Source organism: Rhodococcus olei (assembly GCF_039540555.1).
Taxonomy (GTDB): domain Bacteria; phylum Actinomycetota; class Actinomycetes; order Mycobacteriales; family Mycobacteriaceae; genus Rhodococcus_G; species Rhodococcus_G olei.
Genome location: NZ_BAABFB010000029.1, coordinates 180,987 through 201,105 on the forward strand (window position 1 = coordinate 180,987; position 20,119 = coordinate 201,105).

15 protein-coding genes are annotated in these 20,119 nt (G+C 70.7%); 10 read left to right on the forward strand and 5 right to left on the reverse strand.

Translation table 11 applies throughout. The annotated features are described in order from the left end of the window. Positions 1 to 83: 83 nt before the first annotated feature. Together ABD951_RS07355 and ABD951_RS07360 are read left to right on the forward strand one after the other, a co-directional pair. On the forward strand, positions 84 to 1,313 hold the full coding sequence (locus ABD951_RS07355; RefSeq protein WP_345343132.1) for a cation:proton antiporter: 1,230 nt from the start codon (positions 84 to 86) through the stop codon (positions 1,311 to 1,313). 57 nt (positions 1,314 to 1,370) lie between these two features. After that, positions 1,371 to 2,336: a linear amide C-N hydrolase gene (locus tag ABD951_RS07360; RefSeq protein WP_345343134.1), complete on the forward strand. Its 966-nt coding sequence runs from the start codon at positions 1,371 to 1,373 to the stop codon at positions 2,334 to 2,336. A gap of 27 nt (positions 2,337 to 2,363) precedes the next feature. Here the strand turns inward: ABD951_RS07360 and ABD951_RS07365 are convergent, their stop codons facing one another. Continuing rightward, positions 2,364 to 3,509, reverse strand: coding sequence for a PQQ-dependent sugar dehydrogenase (locus ABD951_RS07365; RefSeq protein ID WP_345343136.1), 1,146 nt, complete (start codon positions 3,507 to 3,509; stop codon positions 2,364 to 2,366). Positions 3,510 to 3,587: 78 nt separating this feature from the next. On the opposite strand from ABD951_RS07365, the gene ABD951_RS07370 reads away from it, so the two are divergent. Continuing rightward, positions 3,588 to 4,490 carry a DoxX family protein gene (locus ABD951_RS07370; protein ID WP_345343138.1) on the forward strand — a complete coding sequence of 301 codons (903 nt, stop codon included), beginning with the start codon at positions 3,588 to 3,590 and terminating at the stop codon, positions 4,488 to 4,490. A 151-nt stretch (positions 4,491 to 4,641) separates the two neighbouring features. Here ABD951_RS07370 and ABD951_RS07375 read toward each other — a convergent pair whose 3' ends face one another. Next, positions 4,642 to 6,186 carry an amino acid permease gene (locus tag ABD951_RS07375; protein WP_345343140.1) on the reverse strand — a complete coding sequence of 515 codons (1,545 nt, stop codon included), beginning with the start codon at positions 6,184 to 6,186 and terminating at the stop codon, positions 4,642 to 4,644. 352 nt (positions 6,187 to 6,538) lie between these two features. Between ABD951_RS07375 and ABD951_RS07380 the strand changes: the two genes are divergently transcribed. After that, a complete protein-coding gene (locus ABD951_RS07380; RefSeq protein WP_345343142.1) occupies positions 6,539 to 7,576 on the forward strand; it encodes a Glu/Leu/Phe/Val dehydrogenase dimerization domain-containing protein in 1,038 nt (345 codons plus the stop codon). A gap of 81 nt (positions 7,577 to 7,657) precedes the next feature. Here the strand turns inward: ABD951_RS07380 and ilvD are convergent, their stop codons facing one another. Next, positions 7,658 to 9,499, reverse strand: a complete 1,842-nt coding sequence (gene ilvD / locus ABD951_RS07385; RefSeq protein ID WP_345343144.1) for a dihydroxy-acid dehydratase — start codon at positions 9,497 to 9,499, stop codon at positions 7,658 to 7,660. Positions 9,500 to 9,668: 169 nt separating this feature from the next. Beyond that, positions 9,669 to 10,196, reverse strand: coding sequence for a PH domain-containing protein (locus tag ABD951_RS07390; RefSeq protein ID WP_345343146.1), 528 nt, complete (start codon positions 10,194 to 10,196; stop codon positions 9,669 to 9,671). A 283-nt stretch (positions 10,197 to 10,479) separates the two neighbouring features. Between ABD951_RS07390 and ABD951_RS07395 the strand changes: the two genes are divergently transcribed. The 6 genes from ABD951_RS07395 (at position 10,480) to ABD951_RS07420 (ending at position 18,721) form a co-directional block, all read left to right on the forward strand. Further along, complete coding sequence (locus ABD951_RS07395) at positions 10,480 to 12,426, forward strand: acetolactate synthase large subunit (protein ID WP_345343148.1); 1,947 nt, start codon at positions 10,480 to 10,482, stop codon at positions 12,424 to 12,426. After that, a complete protein-coding gene (ilvN, locus tag ABD951_RS07400; RefSeq protein WP_345343150.1) occupies positions 12,423 to 12,926 on the forward strand; it encodes an acetolactate synthase small subunit in 504 nt (167 codons plus the stop codon). Before ABD951_RS07395 ends, ilvN begins: the two co-directional genes overlap by 4 nt. 64 nt (positions 12,927 to 12,990) lie before the next feature. Continuing rightward, on the forward strand, positions 12,991 to 13,992 hold the full coding sequence (gene ilvC, locus ABD951_RS07405) for a ketol-acid reductoisomerase (RefSeq protein WP_345343918.1): 1,002 nt from the start codon (positions 12,991 to 12,993) through the stop codon (positions 13,990 to 13,992). A gap of 147 nt (positions 13,993 to 14,139) precedes the next feature. Further along, entirely contained in the window at positions 14,140 to 15,834 is a 1,695-nt protein-coding gene (locus tag ABD951_RS07410) for a SulP family inorganic anion transporter (protein ID WP_345343152.1), read from the forward strand. 169 nt (positions 15,835 to 16,003) lie between these two features. Continuing rightward, entirely contained in the window at positions 16,004 to 17,596 is a 1,593-nt protein-coding gene (serA, locus tag ABD951_RS07415; protein WP_345343154.1) for a phosphoglycerate dehydrogenase, read from the forward strand. Positions 17,597 to 17,707: 111 nt separating this feature from the next. Next, entirely contained in the window at positions 17,708 to 18,721 is a 1,014-nt protein-coding gene (locus ABD951_RS07420; protein WP_345343156.1) for a 3-isopropylmalate dehydrogenase, read from the forward strand. A 105-nt stretch (positions 18,722 to 18,826) separates the two neighbouring features. On the opposite strand, the gene ABD951_RS07425 is transcribed toward ABD951_RS07420, so the two are convergent. Next, positions 18,827 to 20,032 carry an MFS transporter gene (locus ABD951_RS07425; RefSeq protein ID WP_345343158.1) on the reverse strand — a complete coding sequence of 402 codons (1,206 nt, stop codon included), beginning with the start codon at positions 20,030 to 20,032 and terminating at the stop codon, positions 18,827 to 18,829. Between the last annotated feature and the right edge of the window lie 87 nt (positions 20,033 to 20,119).

The following is a 20,119-nucleotide window of genomic DNA, read 5'->3' on the forward strand; positions in this document are numbered from 1 at the left end:
GACACCCCGGAATCTGCACACTCGACGGGCGGTACCGGCGCGCGCTGACCCGAAACGGGCGGCGCGGCCGCCATAATCGGGCAATGCCCTCGGTCGGAGCCTCCCTCTTCTGGATAGCCCTGTGCGCGGTGATCTCGCCGTTGATCGCCGGACTCGTGCCGCGCAAGCTGGTGCCCGAGGTGGTGTTGCTGCTGATCACGGGCATCGTGATCGGCCCGCACGTCCTCGATCTCGCGGTGCAGGGACCGGAGATCGAGCTGCTCCGCGACCTGGGTCTCGGCATGCTGTTCCTGCTCGCCGGCTACGAGATCGACACCGACGAGCTCACCGGGCGCGGCGGACGGCGTGCCCTGATCACCTGGCTGGTGTGCCTGGGTCTGGCCTTCACGGTGATCGGGCTGCTCGGCCTGACCGGCGCGATCCACGCGGAGATCGCGGTCGCGATCGCGCTCACCTCGACCGCGCTCGGGACACTGCTGCCGATCCTCAAGGACAGCGGCCTCATCCAGACGCCGCTCGGCCGGTCGGTGCTCAATCACGGCGCGTTCGGCGAGCTCGGCCCGGTCGTCGCGATGGCGGTGCTGCTCGGGTCGCGCGGCACCATCGGTTCGCTGATCGTGCTGGCGCTGTTCGCGGCTGCGGCGGTGGGCGTCGCGTTCGTCCCGGCGACGGTGCGCCGCGAGGGCTCGAAGGTGCTCTCGATCATCCGCCTCGGGTCCGAGACGACCGCCCAGACCACGGTGCGGCTGACGATCCTGCTGCTCGTCGCGCTCGGTGCGCTGGCGAGCATATTCGACGTCGACGGCATCCTCGCCGCGTTCGCGGCCGGCTTCATCCTGCGCCGGGCGTTCCCCGGCGGCGACGAGCGCCTCGAGGCCAAGCTCGACGGGCTGGCGTTCGGGCTGCTGATCCCGATCTTCTTCATCACCTCGGGGATGGCGATCGACGTGTCCGCGGTCGCCGCGAAACCCGGTGTGCTGGTGGCCTTCCTCGTGTTGATCCTGCTCGTGCGCGGGCTGCCGGTGTACTTCGCGGAGCGCTTCGACCGCGGTCAGGACGGGACCGGCGCGCCGCCGAACCCGCGTCGACGCGGGCAGGTCGCGCTCTACGCGGCGACCGGTCTGCCGCTGATCGTGGCGGTGACCGGCGTCGCGGTCGACGCCGGCCAGATGACGTCCGCGAACGCGTCGATCCTCGTCGCCGCGGGGGCGATCACCGTCCTGCTGCTGCCGACGGCGGCCTCGCTCCTCGGTCGGACCCCGGTGCCCCCGGCGGTTCCCGCGCAGCGGGCCGACCTCGAGACCGGGACCTGAGGCGATCGGCACACCCCCGGGAATCCGACGACCGTTCGAGCGAACCGAGGAGTTGCGATGTGCACACGAGCACTGTGGACCGAGAGCGGGCACGGCGTTCTGGTCGGCCGGAACATGGACTGGCGTGAGGAGATGGACACCAATCTGTGGGTGCTGCCCCGGGGTGCGGAGCGGGTGGGCCACGACGCCGACCCGAATCCGTTGTCGTGGACCGCGCGTCACGGCAGCATCGTCGCGACGGTCTGGGACACCGCGACGAGCGACGGAATCAACGAGCGGGGCCTCGCGGCCCACGTGCTGTGGCTCGCCGAGGCCGACTTCGGTGAGCGCGATCCCGGCGTGCCCGCCCTCGCGGTCTCGCTGTGGCCGCAGCTCTTCCTGGACCGGTGCGCGTCGGTCGCCGAGTGCATCGAACTGATGGCGGAACAGCCCTTTCAGGTCCGGCCGCTCGTCGAGCCGCGCTCGGGCCGTCAGGCGACCGTGCATCTCGCGCTCGAGGACGCGACCGGTGACTCGTTGATCGTCGAGCACATCGACGGGTCGGTCCGACTGCACCACGACCGCGCGAACACGGTCATGACGAACTCCCCGCCGTACGACGAGCAACTGGAACTGCGCAAGCGGTACACCGGATTCGGCGGAACGCAGCCGTTGCCGGGAACGACCGAGGCGGCGGATCGGTTCGTGCGGGCCGGCTATTACCTCGAGCGGCTGCCGGCCACCCGGACGCCGGAGCGGGCATACGCGGCACTGCTCAGCGTCATGCGCAACGCGGCGCAGCCGTTCGGCGAGCCGGACCCGGACCGGCCGAACATCTCGGCGACGATCTGGCGGACGATCGCGGACCTGACGACCGGGACCTACTTCTACGAGTCGTCGCTGAGCCCGAACATCGTGTGGACCCGACTCGCCGACGCCGACTTCACCTCCTGCCGCAGGCTCGACCTCGCCGCACCCGGGCTGCTGGGCAACGTCGGGTCCGCGTTCGTCGAGTCGGCGCCGCCCGAGTTCACACTGTCGTGATCGGCGGAACCGTGGTGCGTCGCGCCCTCAGTCGAAACCGCCGCCGCCCTGGGGTGCGGGGATGCGCACGACGCGGTCGTCGGTCGGCGTCGGCTCACCGCCGGACGTGTTGACCGTCGTGACCCACACCTCGCCCTGGGCGCCGGCCGCGGCGCCGCCCAGGCGGCCGTAGCGGTCCTTCGCGATCAGTGCGGGCGCGGCCTGCGCCGCGCCGGTGTGCGCGTCGAGCGGGATCACCGCGAGCGCCTTTCCGTCGCCCATCGACACCGCGACGCCACCGTCGACGGCGGTGCATCCGGCCACGCCCGGACGGTCCGGCCACGTCCACACGGGGGTGCCGGTGCCGCCGTCGGCCGTGACGCGCTGCAGTCGGTCCTCGAGGACGGTCCGGTCGGTCACCCAGACTCCGCCACGCGGGTCGAGGCACACGTCGCCGGCGGTGCCGATGCCGGACAGCGCCACCTGCGGCATCGGCTGTGCGGCGGCCGGCGTCAGTGCGGTCACCCGCAGCACCTTCCCGGCGAGTGATGCGGGATCCGTTGCCGCGACCGGGTTTCCGGCGTCACCGGTGAGGACGGTGAGCTCACCGGGAGCGGTGAACACCAGCGCCCCGCGATTGCCGACGGCACCGCGCGGGATCCCGGTCAGCACGTCCTTGGGGGTGTCGCCGGGCGCGATGCGCACGACCCGGTTGTCGACGGGAGTGGTGACGTAGGCGTACAGCAGGGTGTCCTCGGCGTAGGTGGGGGAGAGCGCGACGTCGAGGAGGCCGCCGTCGCCGGACCCGTCGACGTCGAGCCGGGCCACCTCCTGTGTCGGTGTGCCGGGGTCGATGCGCAGGATCCGGCCGGTCCGGCGCTCGGTCACCAGCGCGGACTGCCCACCGGGCAGCATCGTGATGCCACCGGTGGTGCCCAGGCAGGTGGCGACGACGGCCGGGTCGGGGTCCACGCACGGCGCGGCTTCGCGGGTCGGCTGACTCGGATCGGGGGTGCTGCTGGGCGGACCGCTCGGCGGGCGCGGCTGGAGCTCGCCGGCGGAGAACGTGGGAACCGGGGTGAACGGGCTCGACGCGCTGTCGTCAAAGCGTGCGCAGCCGGTCACGGCGGCCGCGAGGAGGAAGGCGGAGGTGGACAGCACCGCGGTGCGGTGCGCCGCACGTGAGATCGCCATGCCACGAACCGTACGACAACCGGCGGCGCGCGTGGCGAGCCGGTGGGGTGGGCGGGTTCGCGCCCTAGGCTGGGCTGCGTGACCGACACCCCGCGACAGCACCCGGACCACGACCGCGCTCCCAGCGGTGCGTCGAGTCCGTTCGACCGGCCGACCGAGCGGATCCCGACGACCGACGACGAGCTCGGTCTGATGCCGACCGAGCAGATCCCGACCTACACCGGGGCGCCGATACCGCCCGCTCCCGACCCCGCGGAGTTCGGCACCCCGGACCGGTATCCGACGGGGGAGTTGCGGACCGAGGAACTGCGTCCCGGCGGGGCCCGGCCCGAGGAGCTGCCCGTGGAGACGTCCGTCGGCACGCGGTCGGGGGCGGAGATCCCGTACGACCGGGAACTGGCGGCCGCGTTGGCCGCCCCGACCGCGGAGCCGGCCGTCGTCCCACCGACTCCGGCGCCGGTCACCCCGCGCGGCACCCTCGACCTCGGGTTGCTGGTGCTGCGCGTGGCCGTCGGGGCCGTGGCCCTGGCGCACGGCCTGCAGAAGCTGTTCGGGTGGTGGGGTGGTCCGGGGCTGAGCGGGTTCGAAACGGTCCTCGTCGAGGCCGGCTTCCGCCAGGCGCATCTGCTCGCCGTCGCCGGGGCGGTCGGCGAGGTGGTCGCCGGTGTTGCGTTGATCGTCGGGCTGCTGACGCCGCTCGCCGCGGCGGGCCTGCTCGCGGTGCTGATCAACGCGTGGTGTGTCCGGCAGGCCGCCGAGCCGGGCCTGCAGTGGTTCGCGCCGACCGGCCCCGAGCTCGAGTTGCTGCTGGCCGCGACGCTGGTCGCGATCATCCTGTCCGGTCCGGGCCGGATCTCGATCGAGGGCCGGCGCAAGTGGGCGACCCGTCCGCACGTCGGTTCGTTCCTGGCCCTGATCCTGGGCGTGGCCGGCGGGGTGTGCCTGTGGGTCTTCCTGAACGGTGCGAACCCCGTCGGGTGACACCACCGCCGCCCGCTCGCCGTCGCGCCGCTCTCCCTCGGGGAAGCGGCGCGACGCGTGAGTGCGGCCGTCCGTGTCTCGCGGGGAGGCGATGCCGCCGTGCCGCACCCCGGTCGGGGGTGCGGCACGGCGGGCGTCCGGACGGACGTGGTCAGACCGGCAGCGTCGCCGGGGTCATCTCCGCGGCGGGTGCCGGGGCCGGTTCGGCCGGTGCCGCGAGCCGCCGGCCGAGCACCGATCGGCGGTAGCCGTACGAGAAGTACACGACCACCCCGATGCCCATCCACACGACGAACCGGATCCAGGTCTCCACCGACAGGTTCAGCATCAGCCATCCGCAGGCGAGCACCGCGAGGATCGGAACCGCGGGGACCAGCGGCACCCGGAACCCGCGCGGCAGGTCGGGCCGCGTGCGACGGAGAACGACCACCCCGATGCACACCAGCACGAACGCGAACAGGGTGCCGATGTTCACCATTTCCTCGAGCGTGCCCATCGGGAACACTGCGGCGAGCACCGCGACGACGACCCCGACGATCACCGTGATCCGCACCGGCGTGCCGCGACGTCCGGTCTTCGCGAGGCCGCGCGGCATCAGCCCGTCGCGGGACATCGCGAACAGCACCCGGGTCTGGCCGAGCATCATCACCATCACCACCGTCGTCAGGCCGGCGAGACCGCCGAATGCGATCACCATCTGGGCCCAGGTGATGCCGTGCGCGGCGAACGCGGTGGCCAGGGTCGCGCTGCTGTCGCCGACCAGGGGGCTGCCGGTGCGCAGGTCGGTGTACTTGACCATGCCGGTCAGCACCAGGGTGACGGCGACGTACAGCACCGTGACGATCGCGAGCGACCCGAGAATTCCTCGGGGAAGGGATTTCTGCGGGTTCTTCGTCTCCTCCGCGGTGGTGGCGACGACGTCGATCCCGATGAACGCGAAGAACACGAGGCTGGCCGCGGCGAGCAGTCCGTACCAGCCGTACGTGCTGCCGCCGGCACCGGTGAAGTAGGACAGCAGCGACTGGTGCAGACCGGCGGCGGTGGCGGTGGACTGCTCGGCGGGCGGGATGAACGGCCCGTAGTTGTCGGTGTCGATGTAGAACATGCCGACGACGATGACCAGCAGGACGACCAGGATCTTGATGCCGGTGACGATCGCGGACACCCGCGAGGACACCTTGGTGCCGACCGCGAGAACCACGGTCAGGACGCCGACGATCAGCAGGGCTCCCCAGTCGACGTTGATCGGTCCGAGCGCGATCGTCGTCGACCCGCCCGCTCCGAACACGGTGCCCAGATACAGGGACCAACCCTTGGCGACGACCGCGGAGGCGAGCGCGAACTCGAGGATCAGGTCCCAGCCGATGATCCACGCCACGAACTCACCGAAGGTCGCGTACGAGAAGGTGTACGCGCTGCCCGCGACCGGGACGGTCGACGCGAACTCGGCGTAGCACAGCGCGGCGAGCCCGCAGGCGCAGGCGGCCAGGACAAAGGCGAGTGAAATGGACGGTCCGGCAACGTTTCCCGCGGTCCGGGCAGTGAGGGTGAAGATGCCCGCGCCGATCACGACCGCGACGCCGAAGACGGTCAGGTCGCGCGCGGTGAGCTCTCTTCGGAGTTTGGTTCCGGGCTCGTCGGTGTCCGCGATCGACTGCTCGACGGACTTGGTACGCCAGATACCGGATCCGGGCATGGGCGTGCTCCTTGGTGTGCTCCGGCGGCCTCGTGGGCCGGGATTGGACTGGGCCACACAATGTGATGTGGGTCTCATCGGCGAGACGAGACAAGCACCGGGACGGGGATCGCGCAACATCGGGGACGGCAGGTGCGCACGCTGCGCAGTACGGGCGCCGGCGCCGGCGGCGCAGCTGCGCATCGTGCGCATCCCCGAATCCGGTGGGCTGTCATCTCGCTCAGGTCTGTTGACAATCGTGTGACGTGGCTTACAGTTCACCTCGCGGGAATCCCCGTAACCCATTGCCCCACAGCGCACGCGCCCCACGAGGGTGACGGCGGTCGTGGGTGCGGAGCAGTCAGGAGCATGAGTGAGTGCAGTCGACACCCTCGCCGAACAGGGCTTCGAGCAGCTGTCCATCCAGCGCATCGCGGGCGGATTCGCCAGCATCGTCGCCGTGCACGACACCACCCTCGGACCCGCGCTGGGGGGTGTGCGGATCCGCAAGTACGCCACCGACGATCTCGCCGCCGCCGACGCGTTGCGGCTGGCCCGGGCGATGACGTTCAAGGCCGCGCTGGCGGGGCTGCCGCTCGGTGGCGGAAAGTCCGTGATCAACGCCGACCCGCACGACGACAAGTCCGTCGAGATGCTCGAGGCCCACGGCAGGCACGTCGCGGCGTTCGGCGGTCGGTACATCCCGGGCGCCGACATGGGCACCGGGCCGGCCGACCTCGCCGTGATCGGCCGCCATGCGCCGCGGGTGTCGAGTGACCGCCGCGACCCGTCTCCCTACACCGCGCGCGGTGTCGTTGCCTCGATCGAGACCGTCTCGAACCGGTTGGCCGGCAACGGGATCGGGCACAACGGGCTAGACGGGCTGCGGGTCGCCGTGCAGGGGATCGGTAACGTGGGCCTCGGGATCGTCGAGCAGCTCACCGCCCGGGGGGCGCGGGTGACCGTCGCCGACCCCGACCCGCGACGGGTCGCGCTCGCCGTCGAGGCGCACGGTGCCACCGCGACTACGCTCGACGAGGTGCTGCTCGCCGACGTCGACGTGGTGTGCCCGGCGGGTCCCGGCCTGACCGTGACCGAGGCGGTCGCCGGCAGCCTGCGGGCGCGGGCGGTCGTCGGGGCCGCGAACAACATGCTCGCCGGGCCGGGGGTCGGCGCGACCCTCGCCGCCCGCGGCATCGTGCACGTCCCGGACTTCGTCTCCAACGCGGGCGGGCTGATCTCCTGCGCGGCCGAGGTCGGCGGCGAGGACGAGTTCGTCGGCCGCGTCGACCGGATCGGCGCGGTGGTGGACGAGATCCTGCACCAGGCCGCGGTGACCGGAAGCGACCCCGACACCGCCGCGGTCGCGTTGGCGCGCAAGCGAATCGACGCGGCGCGCGTCGCCGCCTGAACCGGCCCACCGACGGCTCGGCCCCGGCGCGGTGAATTCGCGCCGGGGCCGAGCCCGGGTGTTCCGGTCACCGGGTGACGGTCACGGGACCTGCCGGACCGCACCCTTGTCGGCGGAGGTCGCCAGCGCGGCGTAGGCGCGCAGCGCGGTGGTGACGGTGCGCTGGCGGTCGACCGGCTGCCAGGGGCGCTCGGACGCCTCCATCTTCGCGCGCCGCTCGGCCAGCACCGCGTCGTCGACGAGCACCTCGAGGGTGCGCGTGGCGACGTCGATGCGGATCTGGTCGCCGTTCTCCACCAGGCCGATCACGCCGCCGGCCGCGGCCTCGGGGGAGATGTGGCCGATCGACAGGCCGGACGTGCCGCCGGAGAAGCGGCCGTCGGTGATCAGTGCGCACTCCTTGCCGAGGCCCGCGCCCTTGAGGAACGCCGTCGGGTGCAGCATCTCCTGCATGCCCGGTCCGCCCTTCGGGCCCTCGTAGCGGACCACGATGACGTCGCCCGGCTTGATCTGCTTCTGCAGGATCACCGAGACGGCCTCCTCCTGCGACTCGACCACCACGGCCGGGCCCTGGAAGGAGAACAGCTCCTCGTCGATGCCCGCGGTCTTGAGGATCGCGCCGTCGACGGCGACGTTGCCGCGCAGGACGCACAGGCCACCCTCGACGGTGTACGCGTGCTCCTTGTCGCGGATGCATCCGCCCTCGGCGTCCGTGTCGAGCGCGGACCACCGGTTGTTCGTCGAGAACGGCTCGGTGGTGCGCACGCCGCCGGGTGCGGCGTGGAAGAGTTCGAGTGCTTCGTCGGACGCCTTGCCGGAACGGATGTCCCAGGTGTCGAGCCACTCGTCGAAGCTCGCGGTGTGGACGGTGGAGACGTCGGTCTCGAGCAGTCCGGCACGGCGGAGTTCACCGAGCAGGGCCGGGATGCCGCCGGCCCGGTGCACGTCCTCCATGTGGTAGTCCGAGTTGGGGGAGACCTTCGACAGGCACGGCACCCCACGGCTGATCTCGTCGATCGTGGCGAGGTCGAAGTCGACCTCGCCTTCCTGGGCGGCGGCGAGCGTGTGCAGCACGGTGTTGGTCGAGCCGCCCATGGCCACGTCCAGTGCCATCGCGTTGCGGAACGCCTTGGGGGACGCGATGTTCCGGGGCAGAACCGACTCGTCCTCGTCGCGGTACCACCGCAGCGCGGCCTCGACGACGGTGGTGCCGGCCTTGCTGAACAGCGCGCGGCGGGCCTCGTGGGTGGCGAGCGTCGATCCGTTGCCCGGCAGCGCGAGGCCCAGGGCCTCGGTCAGGCAGTTCATCGAGTTCGCGGTGAACATGCCCGAGCAGGATCCGCAGGTCGGGCACGCGCTGCGTTCGACCTCGTCCAGCCCGTCGTCGGTGACGGCGTCGTTGGCGGACGCGGAGATCGCGGTGATCAGGTCGGTCGGAGCCTGGGCGACGCCGCCGACGACGACCGCCTTGCCTGCCTCCATCGGGCCACCGGAGACGAACACCGTCGGGATGTTCAGGCGCATCGCGGCATTGAGCATGCCGGGGGTGATCTTGTCGCAGTTCGAGATGCACACCAGCGCGTCGGCGGTGTGGGCGTTGACCATGTACTCGACGGAGTCGGCGATGATCTCGCGGCTCGGCAGCGAGTACAGCATGCCGCCGTGGCCCATCGCGATGCCGTCGTCGACCGCGATGGTGTGGAACTCGCGCGGCACACCGCCGGCGGCGCGGACGGCCTCCGCGACGATCTCGCCGACGTCCTTGAGGTGCACGTGACCCGGGACGAACTGGGTGTACGAGTTCGCGATCGCGACGATCGGCTTGCCGAAGTCGGAGTCCGTCATGCCGGTGGCGCGCCAGAGCGCGCGGGCTCCGGCGGCATTGCGTCCGGCGGTGGTGGTGCGTGACCTCAGCGGGGGCATGGGCGTCCTTCACTCATCGGGGCACGTCCGCCGGCCCGGATGGGCTGGGGTCGAACGGGCGTGCCGTGATCGGGGGAACCCGGCGCGCGGGGCGGTCTGCGGGACGGTAGTCGGGAACGACGAACCGCCCGACCGGCGTCGGGTGCTTGCCGTCAACGGTACGCGCGTGTTAGTCGGCGTCCGGATCCGACTCGGTCGCGCGGTCCGGGTCGGTCGCCGCGGTCCGTTCGGTCACGGCCGCGTCCTTCTCGGTCCGCTCCTGCTCGCGACGCTCCCGCTCGACGCGGTCGGCGACGGCGTACGGGTCGGTGATCCGGCCGCCGCTGGCCTCGGCGATCTGCGGCAGTCGGCCGAAGGTGACCACCGGCAGCGTCCTCTCGGTGCCGTCGGTCAGCTCGGCGTGCGCCCAGCCGTTCTTCGGGAACCGGAAGCCCGTGACCCGGTCCCAGCCGATCGTCTCGCTGGAGAACGTCCGGCGGACGTGCAGGCCCTCGGCGTCGACGACGGTGCGCACGCGCAGCATCCAGTACGCGACGGCGACCGGGACCAGCCACAGCACCGACACCCACGGGGGGCTGGGGAAGATCACGAAGCTCAGGCCGAACGCGAGCAGGAACACTCCGAGGAGGCCGAGCTTGGAGATGTGGATGGACTGCGGAGCCGGTTCGGCGGTGTGGGAGGATGGAGACGGTGGCACGGGCTGCGATGGGGACGACACAGCACCATCCTCGCATTGCGGCCGGCGCTCTCACATTCTGGGACAGCAGACTCACCAAAGTTGACTGTTTACCCTTGACGCGCCTACCTTCGAGCGCGTGAAGCAGAATGAGTTGCTCGTAATCGGCCGGCGCGTCGTCGCCTGAGTCGATTCTCGTCAACTCGAAAAGCACGACGCGCCACCCTCGTACAGCAGACAATGCTGACGGGGGTTTTTTGTTGCCCGGACTCTGTTCGAACCGTCAACACCAGAGGAATCACCAGTGAGCGCACCAACCGCACGGCCGCAGCCCACGCCGCGCAAGTCGGGGGCCCCGGCTCAGCCCGGCCCCACGGCGGCACCCCAGCCCGGAACTCGACGCCAGGTCGCCCCCGAGCGGGTCACCGGCGCCCAGTCCGTGGTCCGCGCCCTCGAGGAGCTCGAGGTGGACACCGTGTTCGGCATCCCGGGCGGTGCGGTTCTCCCCGTCTACGACCCGCTGTTCGACTCGAAGAAGGTTCGGCACGTCCTGGTCCGGCACGAGCAGGGTGCCGGACACGCCGCGACCGGGTACGCGCAGGCCACCGGCAAGGTCGGTGTCTGCATGGCGACCTCCGGCCCCGGTGCCACGAACCTGGTGACCCCGCTCGCCGACGCCCAGATGGACTCGGTGCCGGTCGTCGCGGTCACCGGCCAGGTCGGGCGCAGCCTGATCGGCACCGACGCCTTCCAGGAGGCGGACATCTCCGGCATCACGATGCCGATCACCAAGCACAACTTCCTCATCACCGACGGCATCGACATCCCGCGCATCATGGCCGAGGCGTTCTACCTGGCGTCCTCGGGTCGTCCGGGCGCGGTTCTGGTGGACATTCCGAAGGACGTGCTGCAGGCGCAGACCACCTTCTCGTGGCCGCCGGAGATGCGGCTGCCCGGCTACCGCCCGGTGTCCAAGCCGCACGGCAAGCAGGTCCGCGAGGCGGCGCGCCTGATCGCGGAGTCCACGTCGCCGGTGTTCTACGTCGGTGGCGGCGTCATCAAGGCCGAGGCGTCCGCGGAGCTGCTCGAGCTGGCGGAGCTGACCGGCATCCCGGTGGTCACCACGCTGATGGCGCGCGGTGCGTTCCCGGACAGCCACCCGCTGCACTGCGGCATGCCCGGCATGCACGGCGCCGTCGCGGCCGTCGCCGCGCTGCAGAAGGCGGACCTGCTGATCACCCTCGGCGCCCGCTTCGACGACCGCGTCACCGGCCAGCTCGACTCGTTCGCGCCCGACGCCAAGGTCATCCACGCGGACATCGACCCCGCCGAGATCGGCAAGAACCGGTACGCGGACGTGCCGATCGTCGGGGACTGCCGTGAGGTGATCGTCGAGCTGATCGAGGCGATCCGGGCCGACAAGGCCACCGGCACCACGATGGACCTGACCAAGTGGTGGGCGTACCTGAACGACCTGCGCGAGACGTACCCGCTGGCGTACGGCAAGCCGTCCGACGGTGCCCTGTCGCCGGAGTACGTGATCGAGGCGGTCGGCCGGCTCGCCGGTCCCGACGCGATCTACTGCGCGGGCGTCGGCCAGCACCAGATGTGGGCCGCGCAGTTCGTCAAGTACGAGAAGCCGCGCACCTGGCTGAACTCCGGCGGCCTCGGCACGATGGGCTACGCCGTGCCCGCCGCGATGGGCGCCAAGATGGGCATGCCCGACAAGGAAGTCTGGGCCATCGACGGCGACGGCTGCTTCCAGATGACCAACCAGGAACTCGCGACCTGCGCGGTCGAGGGTGTGCCGATCAAGGTCGCGCTGATCAACAACGGCAACCTCGGCATGGTCCGGCAGTGGCAGACCCTCTTCTACGAGGAGCGCTACTCGAACACCAACCTCGGCACCCACGGCGCCGTCCGGATCCCGGACTTCGTCAAGCTCGGCGAGGCGCTGGGCTGCCACGCCATCCGCGTCGAACGCGAGGAGGACGTCGAGGCGGCGATCCGCGAGGCCCAGTCGATCAACGACCGGCCCGTGGTCATCGACTTCATCGTCGGTGCGGACGCGCAGGTGTGGCCGATGGTCGCGGCCGGTACCAGCAACGACGAGATCCAGGCGGCCCGGGGCATCCGGCCGCTGTTCGACGACGACGAGACGGCGTCCGAGCCGGCCGTCATCCACGAGGCGATGGAACGCGAGCAGCGGACCGGCGAGTCCGCTGCGAAGAAGACGGAGGACACCAAGTGAGCACGAGCCACACCCTGAGCGTTCTCGTCGAGGACAAGCCGGGCGTGCTGGCGCGAGTCGCGGCACTGTTCTCCCGGCGCGGGTTCAACATCGAGTCGCTCGCGGTCGGCGGCACCGAGGTGCCCGACATCTCGCGCATGACGATCGTCGTCACGGTGGACGAGTTCCCGCTCGAGCAGGTGACCAAGCAGCTCAACAAGCTGGTCAACGTCATCAAGATCGTCGAGCAGGAGGACGAGGCGTCGGTGGCGCGCGAGCTCGTCCTGATCAAGGTGCGGGCCGACGCCAGCGTCCGCACACAGGTCATCGAGACGGTGAACCTGTTCCGCGCCAAGGTGATCGACGTCTCGCCCGAGTCGCTCACCGTCGCGGCGACCGGCACCCGGTCGAAGCTCGACGCGCTGCTGCGCATGCTCGACCCGTACGGCATCCGGGAGATCGTGCAGTCCGGTGTCGTCGCGGTCGGACGTGGCCCGAAGTCGATCACGGCCACCCGCTAGCTAAGTTCTACTCATTCACGCACGGCTTTAATCCAGAGGAGAGGTAATACCAGTGGCAGTCGAGATGTTCTACGACGATGACGCCGACCTGTCGATCATCCAGGGCCGGAAGGTCGCGGTCATCGGCTACGGCAGCCAGGGCCACGCGCACTCGCTGAGCCTGCGCGATTCCGGTGTCGACGTCCGCATCGGCCTGAAGGAGGGCTCGAAGTCCCGCGCGAAGGCCGAGGAGCAGGGCCTGACCGTCGGCACCCCGGCCGAGGTCGCCGAGTGGGCGGACGTGATCATGGTCCTCGCGCCCGACACCGCGCAGGCGTCGATCTACACCAACGAGATCGAGCCGAACCTCAAGGACGGCGACGCGCTGTTCTTCGGCCACGGCCTCAACATCCACTTCGGCCTGATCAAGCCCCCGGCGAACGTCACCATCGGCATGGTCGCCCCGAAGGGCCCCGGCCACCTCGTGCGCCGCCAGTTCGTCGACGGCAAGGGTGTTCCGGCCCTGATCGCCGTGCACCAGGATCCGAAGGGCGAGGGCCAGGCCCTGGCGCTGTCCTACGCGAAGGGCATCGGCGGCACCCGCGCCGGCGTCATCAAGACGGACTTCAAGGAGGAGACCGAGACCGACCTGTTCGGTGAGCAGGCCGTCCTCTGCGGTGGCACCGAGGAGCTCGTCAAGACCGGCTTCGACGTGCTCGTCGAGGCGGGCTACGCGCCGGAGATGGCGTACTTCGAGTGCCTGCACGAGCTCAAGCTGATCGTCGACCTGATGTACGAGGGCGGCATCGCCCGGATGAACTACTCGGTCTCCGACACCGCCGAGTTCGGCGGCTACCTGTCCGGCCCGCGGGTCATCGACGCCGGCACCAAGGAGCGCATGAAGGACATCCTGAAGGACATCCAGGACGGCACCTTCGTCAAGCGTCTCGTCGCGAACGTCGAGAACGGCAACACCGAGCTCGAGGGCCTGCGGAAGCAGAACTCCGAGCACGGCATCGAGGTCGTCGGCAAGAAGCTGCGCGACCTGATGAGCTGGGTCGATCGCCCGATCACCGAAACCGCTTAGGCGGCTGCGCCGCCCGTGAGTCCTCCGGTCCCGTTGCGGGCCGGAACGACTCACGGGCGCGAAGCGCATGTCAACGCCCGATGTCCTTCCGAACGGTGCACACTGTCCGGAAGGACATCGGGCTTTTGTGCTTCAGGCAGGTGGTCGATGACACGTGAATCGGTGATGCAGCAGTGGCTTCCCGGCGTCGAGGTCGCGCGACACTACGAGCGGCCCTGGTTTCGCAAGGACGTCACCGCCGGTATCGCGCTGACCGCGCTCCTGATCCCGGCCGGCATGGGGTACGCGCAGGCGGCGGGGCTGCCACCCGAGACGGGCCTGTACGCGACCATCGTCCCCCTGCTCGTATACGCCCTCGTCGGACCGTCGAAGATCCTCGTCCTCGGCCCCGACTCCTCGCTCGCTCCGATCATCGGCGCCGCCGTCCTCCCCCTGGCGGCCGGTGACTCGGCCCGCGCGGTCGCGCTCGCCGGCCTGCTGGCGATCCTGATGGGCTCGATCCTGATCGTCGGCGGCCTGCTCAAGCTCGGCTTCGTCACCGACCTGCTGTCCAAACCGATCCGGATCGGCTACCTCAACGGCATCGCCCTGGTGGTGGTCGTCAGTCAGATCCCGAAACTGCTCGGATTCTCCATAGACGGGGTCAACCTGATCGACGAGATCCGGCTGACGGTGTCCGCGATCGCCGGTGGCGAGGTCGACGGCACGGCCGCGGCCATCGGGTTCGGCGGCATCGCGGTGATCGTGGGGTTCAAGCTGCTGCACAGCCGAATCCCCGGTGTGCTGGTGGCCGTGATCGGATCGATCGTCGTCTGCTACGCGCTCGGCCTCGCCGACGCGATCCCGATGGCCGGCGCACTGCCGCACGGCCTGCCCGCGCCCGCGCTCGGCGGGCTGCGGTGGTCGGACGTGGCCGAGCTGATCGGTCCGGCCGCGGGTATCGCGCTGGTCGCGTTCGCCGACACCGGCGTGCTCTCCCGCACCTTCGCCGCCCGGCGTGGGGAATCCGTCGACGGCAGCCACGAGATGCGGGCGATCGGCACCGCCAACGTCGCGAGCGGTCTCCTCGGCGGTTTCCCGATGTCGGCGAGTTCGTCCCGCACCCCGGTCGCCGAACAGAACGGTGCGCGAACCCAGTTGGCCGGCGTGGTCGGTGCGGTCCTGATCGTGGTGTTCATCCTGGTCGCGCCGCGGGTGACCGCCTACCTGCCGTCCGCCGCCCTCGCCGCGGTCGTGATCGTGGCGGCGACCTCGCTCGTCGACGTCCGCAGCCTCACCTCGATGTGGTCGATGAGCCGGATCGAGACCGGTCTGGCGATCGCCGCGTTCCTCGGGGTCGCCCTGGTCGGCGTGCTCGAGGGCATCCTCATCGCGATCGGGCTGTCGTTCGTGGCGGTCGTCGTGCACGCCTGGCGTCCGTACCGCACCGAGCTCGTGGCGGTGCCGGGCGTGGACGGCTACCACGACATCATGCGGAACCCGACCGGGCGTCGAATTCCGGGTCTGGTGATCGTGAGGTTCGACGCACAACTGTTCTTCGCGAACGGTGCGATCTTCGACGACTACACCCGGGGGATCGTCGCCGCCGCGCCGGAGACGGTCCGGTGGGTGGTCATCGCGGCGGAGCCGATCACCGACATCGACACCACCGCGATGGACGAGCTGGTCGAACTCGACCAGTTCTTGTCCGGCAACGGAATTCACCTCGTGTTCGCGGAGATGAAGGACCCGGTGAAGGACAAGTTGCGCAGGCTCGGCCTGGGGGAGCGGTTCGGGCCCGACCGCTTCCACCCGACGATCGACACGGCCGTCGAGGCGTTCGAGGCCGAGAGGAATCGCTAGCGGAATCGACGACCGGCGCGTCCACCATGTGGTACGCCCGACCCGCGGGGTGATACGTGAGCAGCGGGGCCACTAAGCTGTCCAGGTCACGAACTCCGGGGGTGAGGCCCGAGTCGACCCCCGGGTTCGAGGACGATCCGCCCAGACATCTAGCACAGGGAGTTCACTCGTGAGCCAGAATGGCCGTCCCGTTGTCCTGATCGCCGACAAGCTCGCACAATCGACCGTCGATGCGCTCGGAGACGGTGTCGAGGTGCGCTGGGTGGACGGGCCGGACCGCCCCGCCCTGCTCGCCGCGGTGCCCGAGGCCGACGCCCTCCTGGTCCGCTCCGCGACCACGGTGGACGCCGAGGTGCTGGCCGCCGCGACCAAGCTGAAGATCGTCGGCCGTGCCGGCGTCGGCCTCGACAACGTCGACATTCCGGCCGCCACCGAGCGTGGCGTCATGGTCGTCAACGCGCCGACCTCCAACATCCACTCGGCGGCCGAGCACGCGGTGTCGCTGCTGCTGTCGACCGCGCGTCAGATCCCCGCCGCCGACCGCACGCTGCGTGAGCGGACCTGGAAGCGGTCCAGCTTCAACGGCACCGAGATCCTCGGCAAGACGGTCGGCGTCGTCGGCCTCGGCCGCATCGGTCAGCTGTTCGCGCAGCGCCTGGCCGCCTTCGAGACCAACGTCATCGCGTACGACCCGTACCTGCCCGCCGCGCGGGCCGCGCAGCTCGGCATCGAGCTGGTCGAGATCGACGAACTGGTCGAGCGTGCGGACTTCATCTCGGTGCACCTGCCGAAGACCAAGGAGACGGCCGGCCTGATCAACGCCGAGCGGCTCGCGAGGGCCAAGGACGGCGTCATCATCGTCAACGCGGCCCGCGGCGGTCTGATCGACGAGGACGCCCTGTACGACGCGCTCGTGTCCGGCAAGGTGCGCGCCGCCGGCCTCGACGTGTTCAACACCGAGCCGTGCACCGACTCGAGGCTCTTCGACCTCGACAACGTCGTCGTGACCCCGCACCTGGGTGCCTCGACCGGCGAGGCGCAGGACCGTGCCGGTACCGACGTCGCCAAGAGCGTCCTGCTGGCCCTGGCCGGCGAGTTCGTCCCGGACGCCGTCAACGTCTCCGGCGGTCCGGTCGGCGAGGAGGTCGCGCCGTGGCTCGAGCTGGTCCGCAAGCTCGGTCTGATCGCGGGCACGCTGTCCCCGGAGGCCGTGCAGAACGTCCAGGTCATCGCCAGCGGTGAGCTGTCCGCCGAGAACGTCGACATCCTCGGTCTGGCCGCCCTGCGCGGGCTGTTCTCGGCCAGCAGCGACGAGGCGGTCACGTTCGTCAACGCCCCGCAGCTCGCCGAGCAGCGTGGTGTCGGCGTCGAGGTCGACAAGCACAGCGAGGCCCTGACCCACCGCAGCGCCGTCGAGGTCCGCGCGGTTGCCGCCGACGGGACCGTCACCGCGGTGTCCGGCGCGCTGACCGGGCTGCAGCAGGTCGAGAAGATCGTCAACATCAACGGCCGCAGCTTCGACCTGCGTGCCGAGGGCCACAACATCGTCGTGCACTACACGGATCGCCCGGGCGTGCTCGGCACCCTCGGCACGGTGCTCGGCAACGCCGGCGTCGACATCCAGGCCGCGGCGCTGAGCCAGGACGCCGAGGGCCAGGGTGCGACCGTGATCCTGCGCGTCGACCGTGTCGTCGGTGACGCCGAGGTCGCGCAGATCGTCGAGAAGCTCGACGCCCGCGTCGCCCAGGTCGACCTGTCCTGATCGGTTCCCGACATCGACTGTGGCCGTGACCGTTGGACGAAACGGTCACGGCCACAGTCGGATTCACGGCCCAGCCTCCGCCTGGCGCCACGAGGAAAAGAGAGTGTGTTCATGAAGCTTGCAGTCATCCCCGGTGACGGCATCGGTGTCGAGGTCACCGCGGAAGCGCTGAAGGTGCTGCGGAAGCTCGTCCCGGACCTGGAGACCACCGAGTACGACCTCGGCGCCAAGCGCTACAACGAGACCGGTGAACTGCTGCCGGAAGCCGAGCTCGCCGCGATCCGTCAGCACGACGCGATCCTGCTCGGCGCGATCGGCGACCCGCGCCTCGTCGGTCCGGGCATCCTCGAGCGTGGCCTCCTGCTGAACATGCGGTTCCAGCTCGATCACCACGTGAACCTGCGCCCGGCCCGCACCTACCCGGGCTCGACGTCGCCGCTCGCCGCGAACCCGGACATCGACTTCGTCGTCGTCCGCGAGGGCACCGAGGGCCCGTACACCGGCAACGGCGGAGCGATCCGCGTCGGCACCGACCACGAGATCGCGACCGAGGTCTCGATCAACACCTGGTTCGGCGCCGAGCGGGTGGTGCGCTACGCGTTCGCGCTGGCCCAGACCCGCCGCAAGCACCTGACGCTGATCCACAAGACCAACGTGCTCTCGAACGCCGGTGCGATCTGGACCCGCGCGATCGAGACGGTCGGCGCCGAGTACCCGGATGTCGAGACGGCGTACTGCCACATCGACGCCGCGACCATCTACATGGTCACCGACCCGGGCCGGTTCGACGTGATCGTCACCGACAACCTGTTCGGCGACATCATCACCGACCTGGCCGGCGCGGTCACCGGAGGCATCGGTCTCGCCGCGTCCGGCAACATCGACGCCTCCGGCGCCAACCCGTCGATGTTCGAGCCGGTACACGGGTCCGCTCCGGACATCGCGGGCACGGGGGTCGCCGACCCGACGGCCGCGATCCTGTCCGCGGCGTTGCTGCTGCGGCACCTCGGCCGCGAGGAGGACGCCGCCCGGGTCGAGCGGGCCGTCGAGGCCGATCTCGCGTCCCGTGGCGACGGCCCGATCGTGACCACCGAGGTCGGAGACCGGATCGCCGCCGCGCTCTAGTACGGTCGCACGGCGCCGCCCGCGCACCGTTCGGTGCGCGGGCGGCGCCGTGTTCACCCCGGGGTCGCGCCGGGCACGGGGCGTCCGACGGGACCGAACCTCCACTCACGGCACGGTTCCGGCGGGGTCGTCCGGCACCAGGGGGGCGGCCGCGAGGGGAAACACGGCGGCGACCGCGAACGCGACCGGGAACCCGGCCGCGGCGATCAGCGCCCCGAACAACGGCGGGACGACCGACGCCGCCAGGTACTGGCTGGTGTTCTGGGCGCCGAGCGCCCGGCCGCTCCAGTACGGCCCGGCGATCTCGGCCACCGCGGTGAAGGCCAGGCCGTTGTCCGCGACGGTGACGACGGAGGCCACCACCAGCAGCAGCACCGACACGGGCGAATCCAGCCAGTCCGTCAGGGCCAGCGCGGCCATACAAGCCGCGGCGGCGAGCGCGACCGTCCGCAACGGACCCATCCGGCTGCCCACCCGATCCGACCAGGCGCCTGCGCCGATCCGCCCCAGCGCACCGAACAGCTGGGTCACCGTGATCAGCACCCCGGCGGCGGTGGCCGACCAGTTCCGGTCGGTCATCAGCCACACCAGCGCGAACGTCCACACCAGATACTGCGGGACGACCAACGCGGTGGAGACGGCGTGGATCCGCCACAACACGTCCCGACCGCGATACGGGTTGTCCAGCAGCCCTTGTTCCGAGGCCGCGGCCCGAGTCGGCCGCGGCGGGTCGACGACCAGCAGCAGGCACGCCAGGGCGGCGACGGCGCACACGACGGCGGGCACCGCCAGCGCCCAGCCGATCCCCGGGCCCGCGGCCAGGCGCGGGACGGTCAGCGCGGCCACGGCGACGCCGAGCGGTAGCGCCATCTGCCGGATGCCCATCGCGAATCCACGCCGCTCGGGCGGGAACCAGCCCACCACCACGCGACCGCTCGCGGCGTTGGCGCTCGACGCCGCCATGCCGCCGAGCAGCAGGAACGCTCCCAGTGCGACGAACGAGGAGCTCAGCGCGGCCGCGGCACCCGCCACCGCGGCGGCTCCCAGACCGATCGCCAGCACGCGGCGTTCGCCGATCCGGTCGACCACCGCACCCCAGGCGATCAGGCTCACCAGGAAGCCGACGGTCGGCGCGGCCGCGATCAACCCGGTGCGCGCCAGGCTCATTCCGTACTCGTCGTGCAGGGTCGGGATCAGGAACGCCGGTCCGTTCGAGAAGATCGCGCCCGCCGCCTGGGCGAAGACGCCGAGCGCGAGCATCGTCCATCGTCGGGTCGTGCCGATCCGGTCGGTGCGGACCTGAATGCTCATGCTCACCGTCCCAATATGTGAAACATTGATCTTAAAAAGTGAAACAATGGCCCGAGTGTATACCCGCCCGAGGCGGGCGGAAACCCG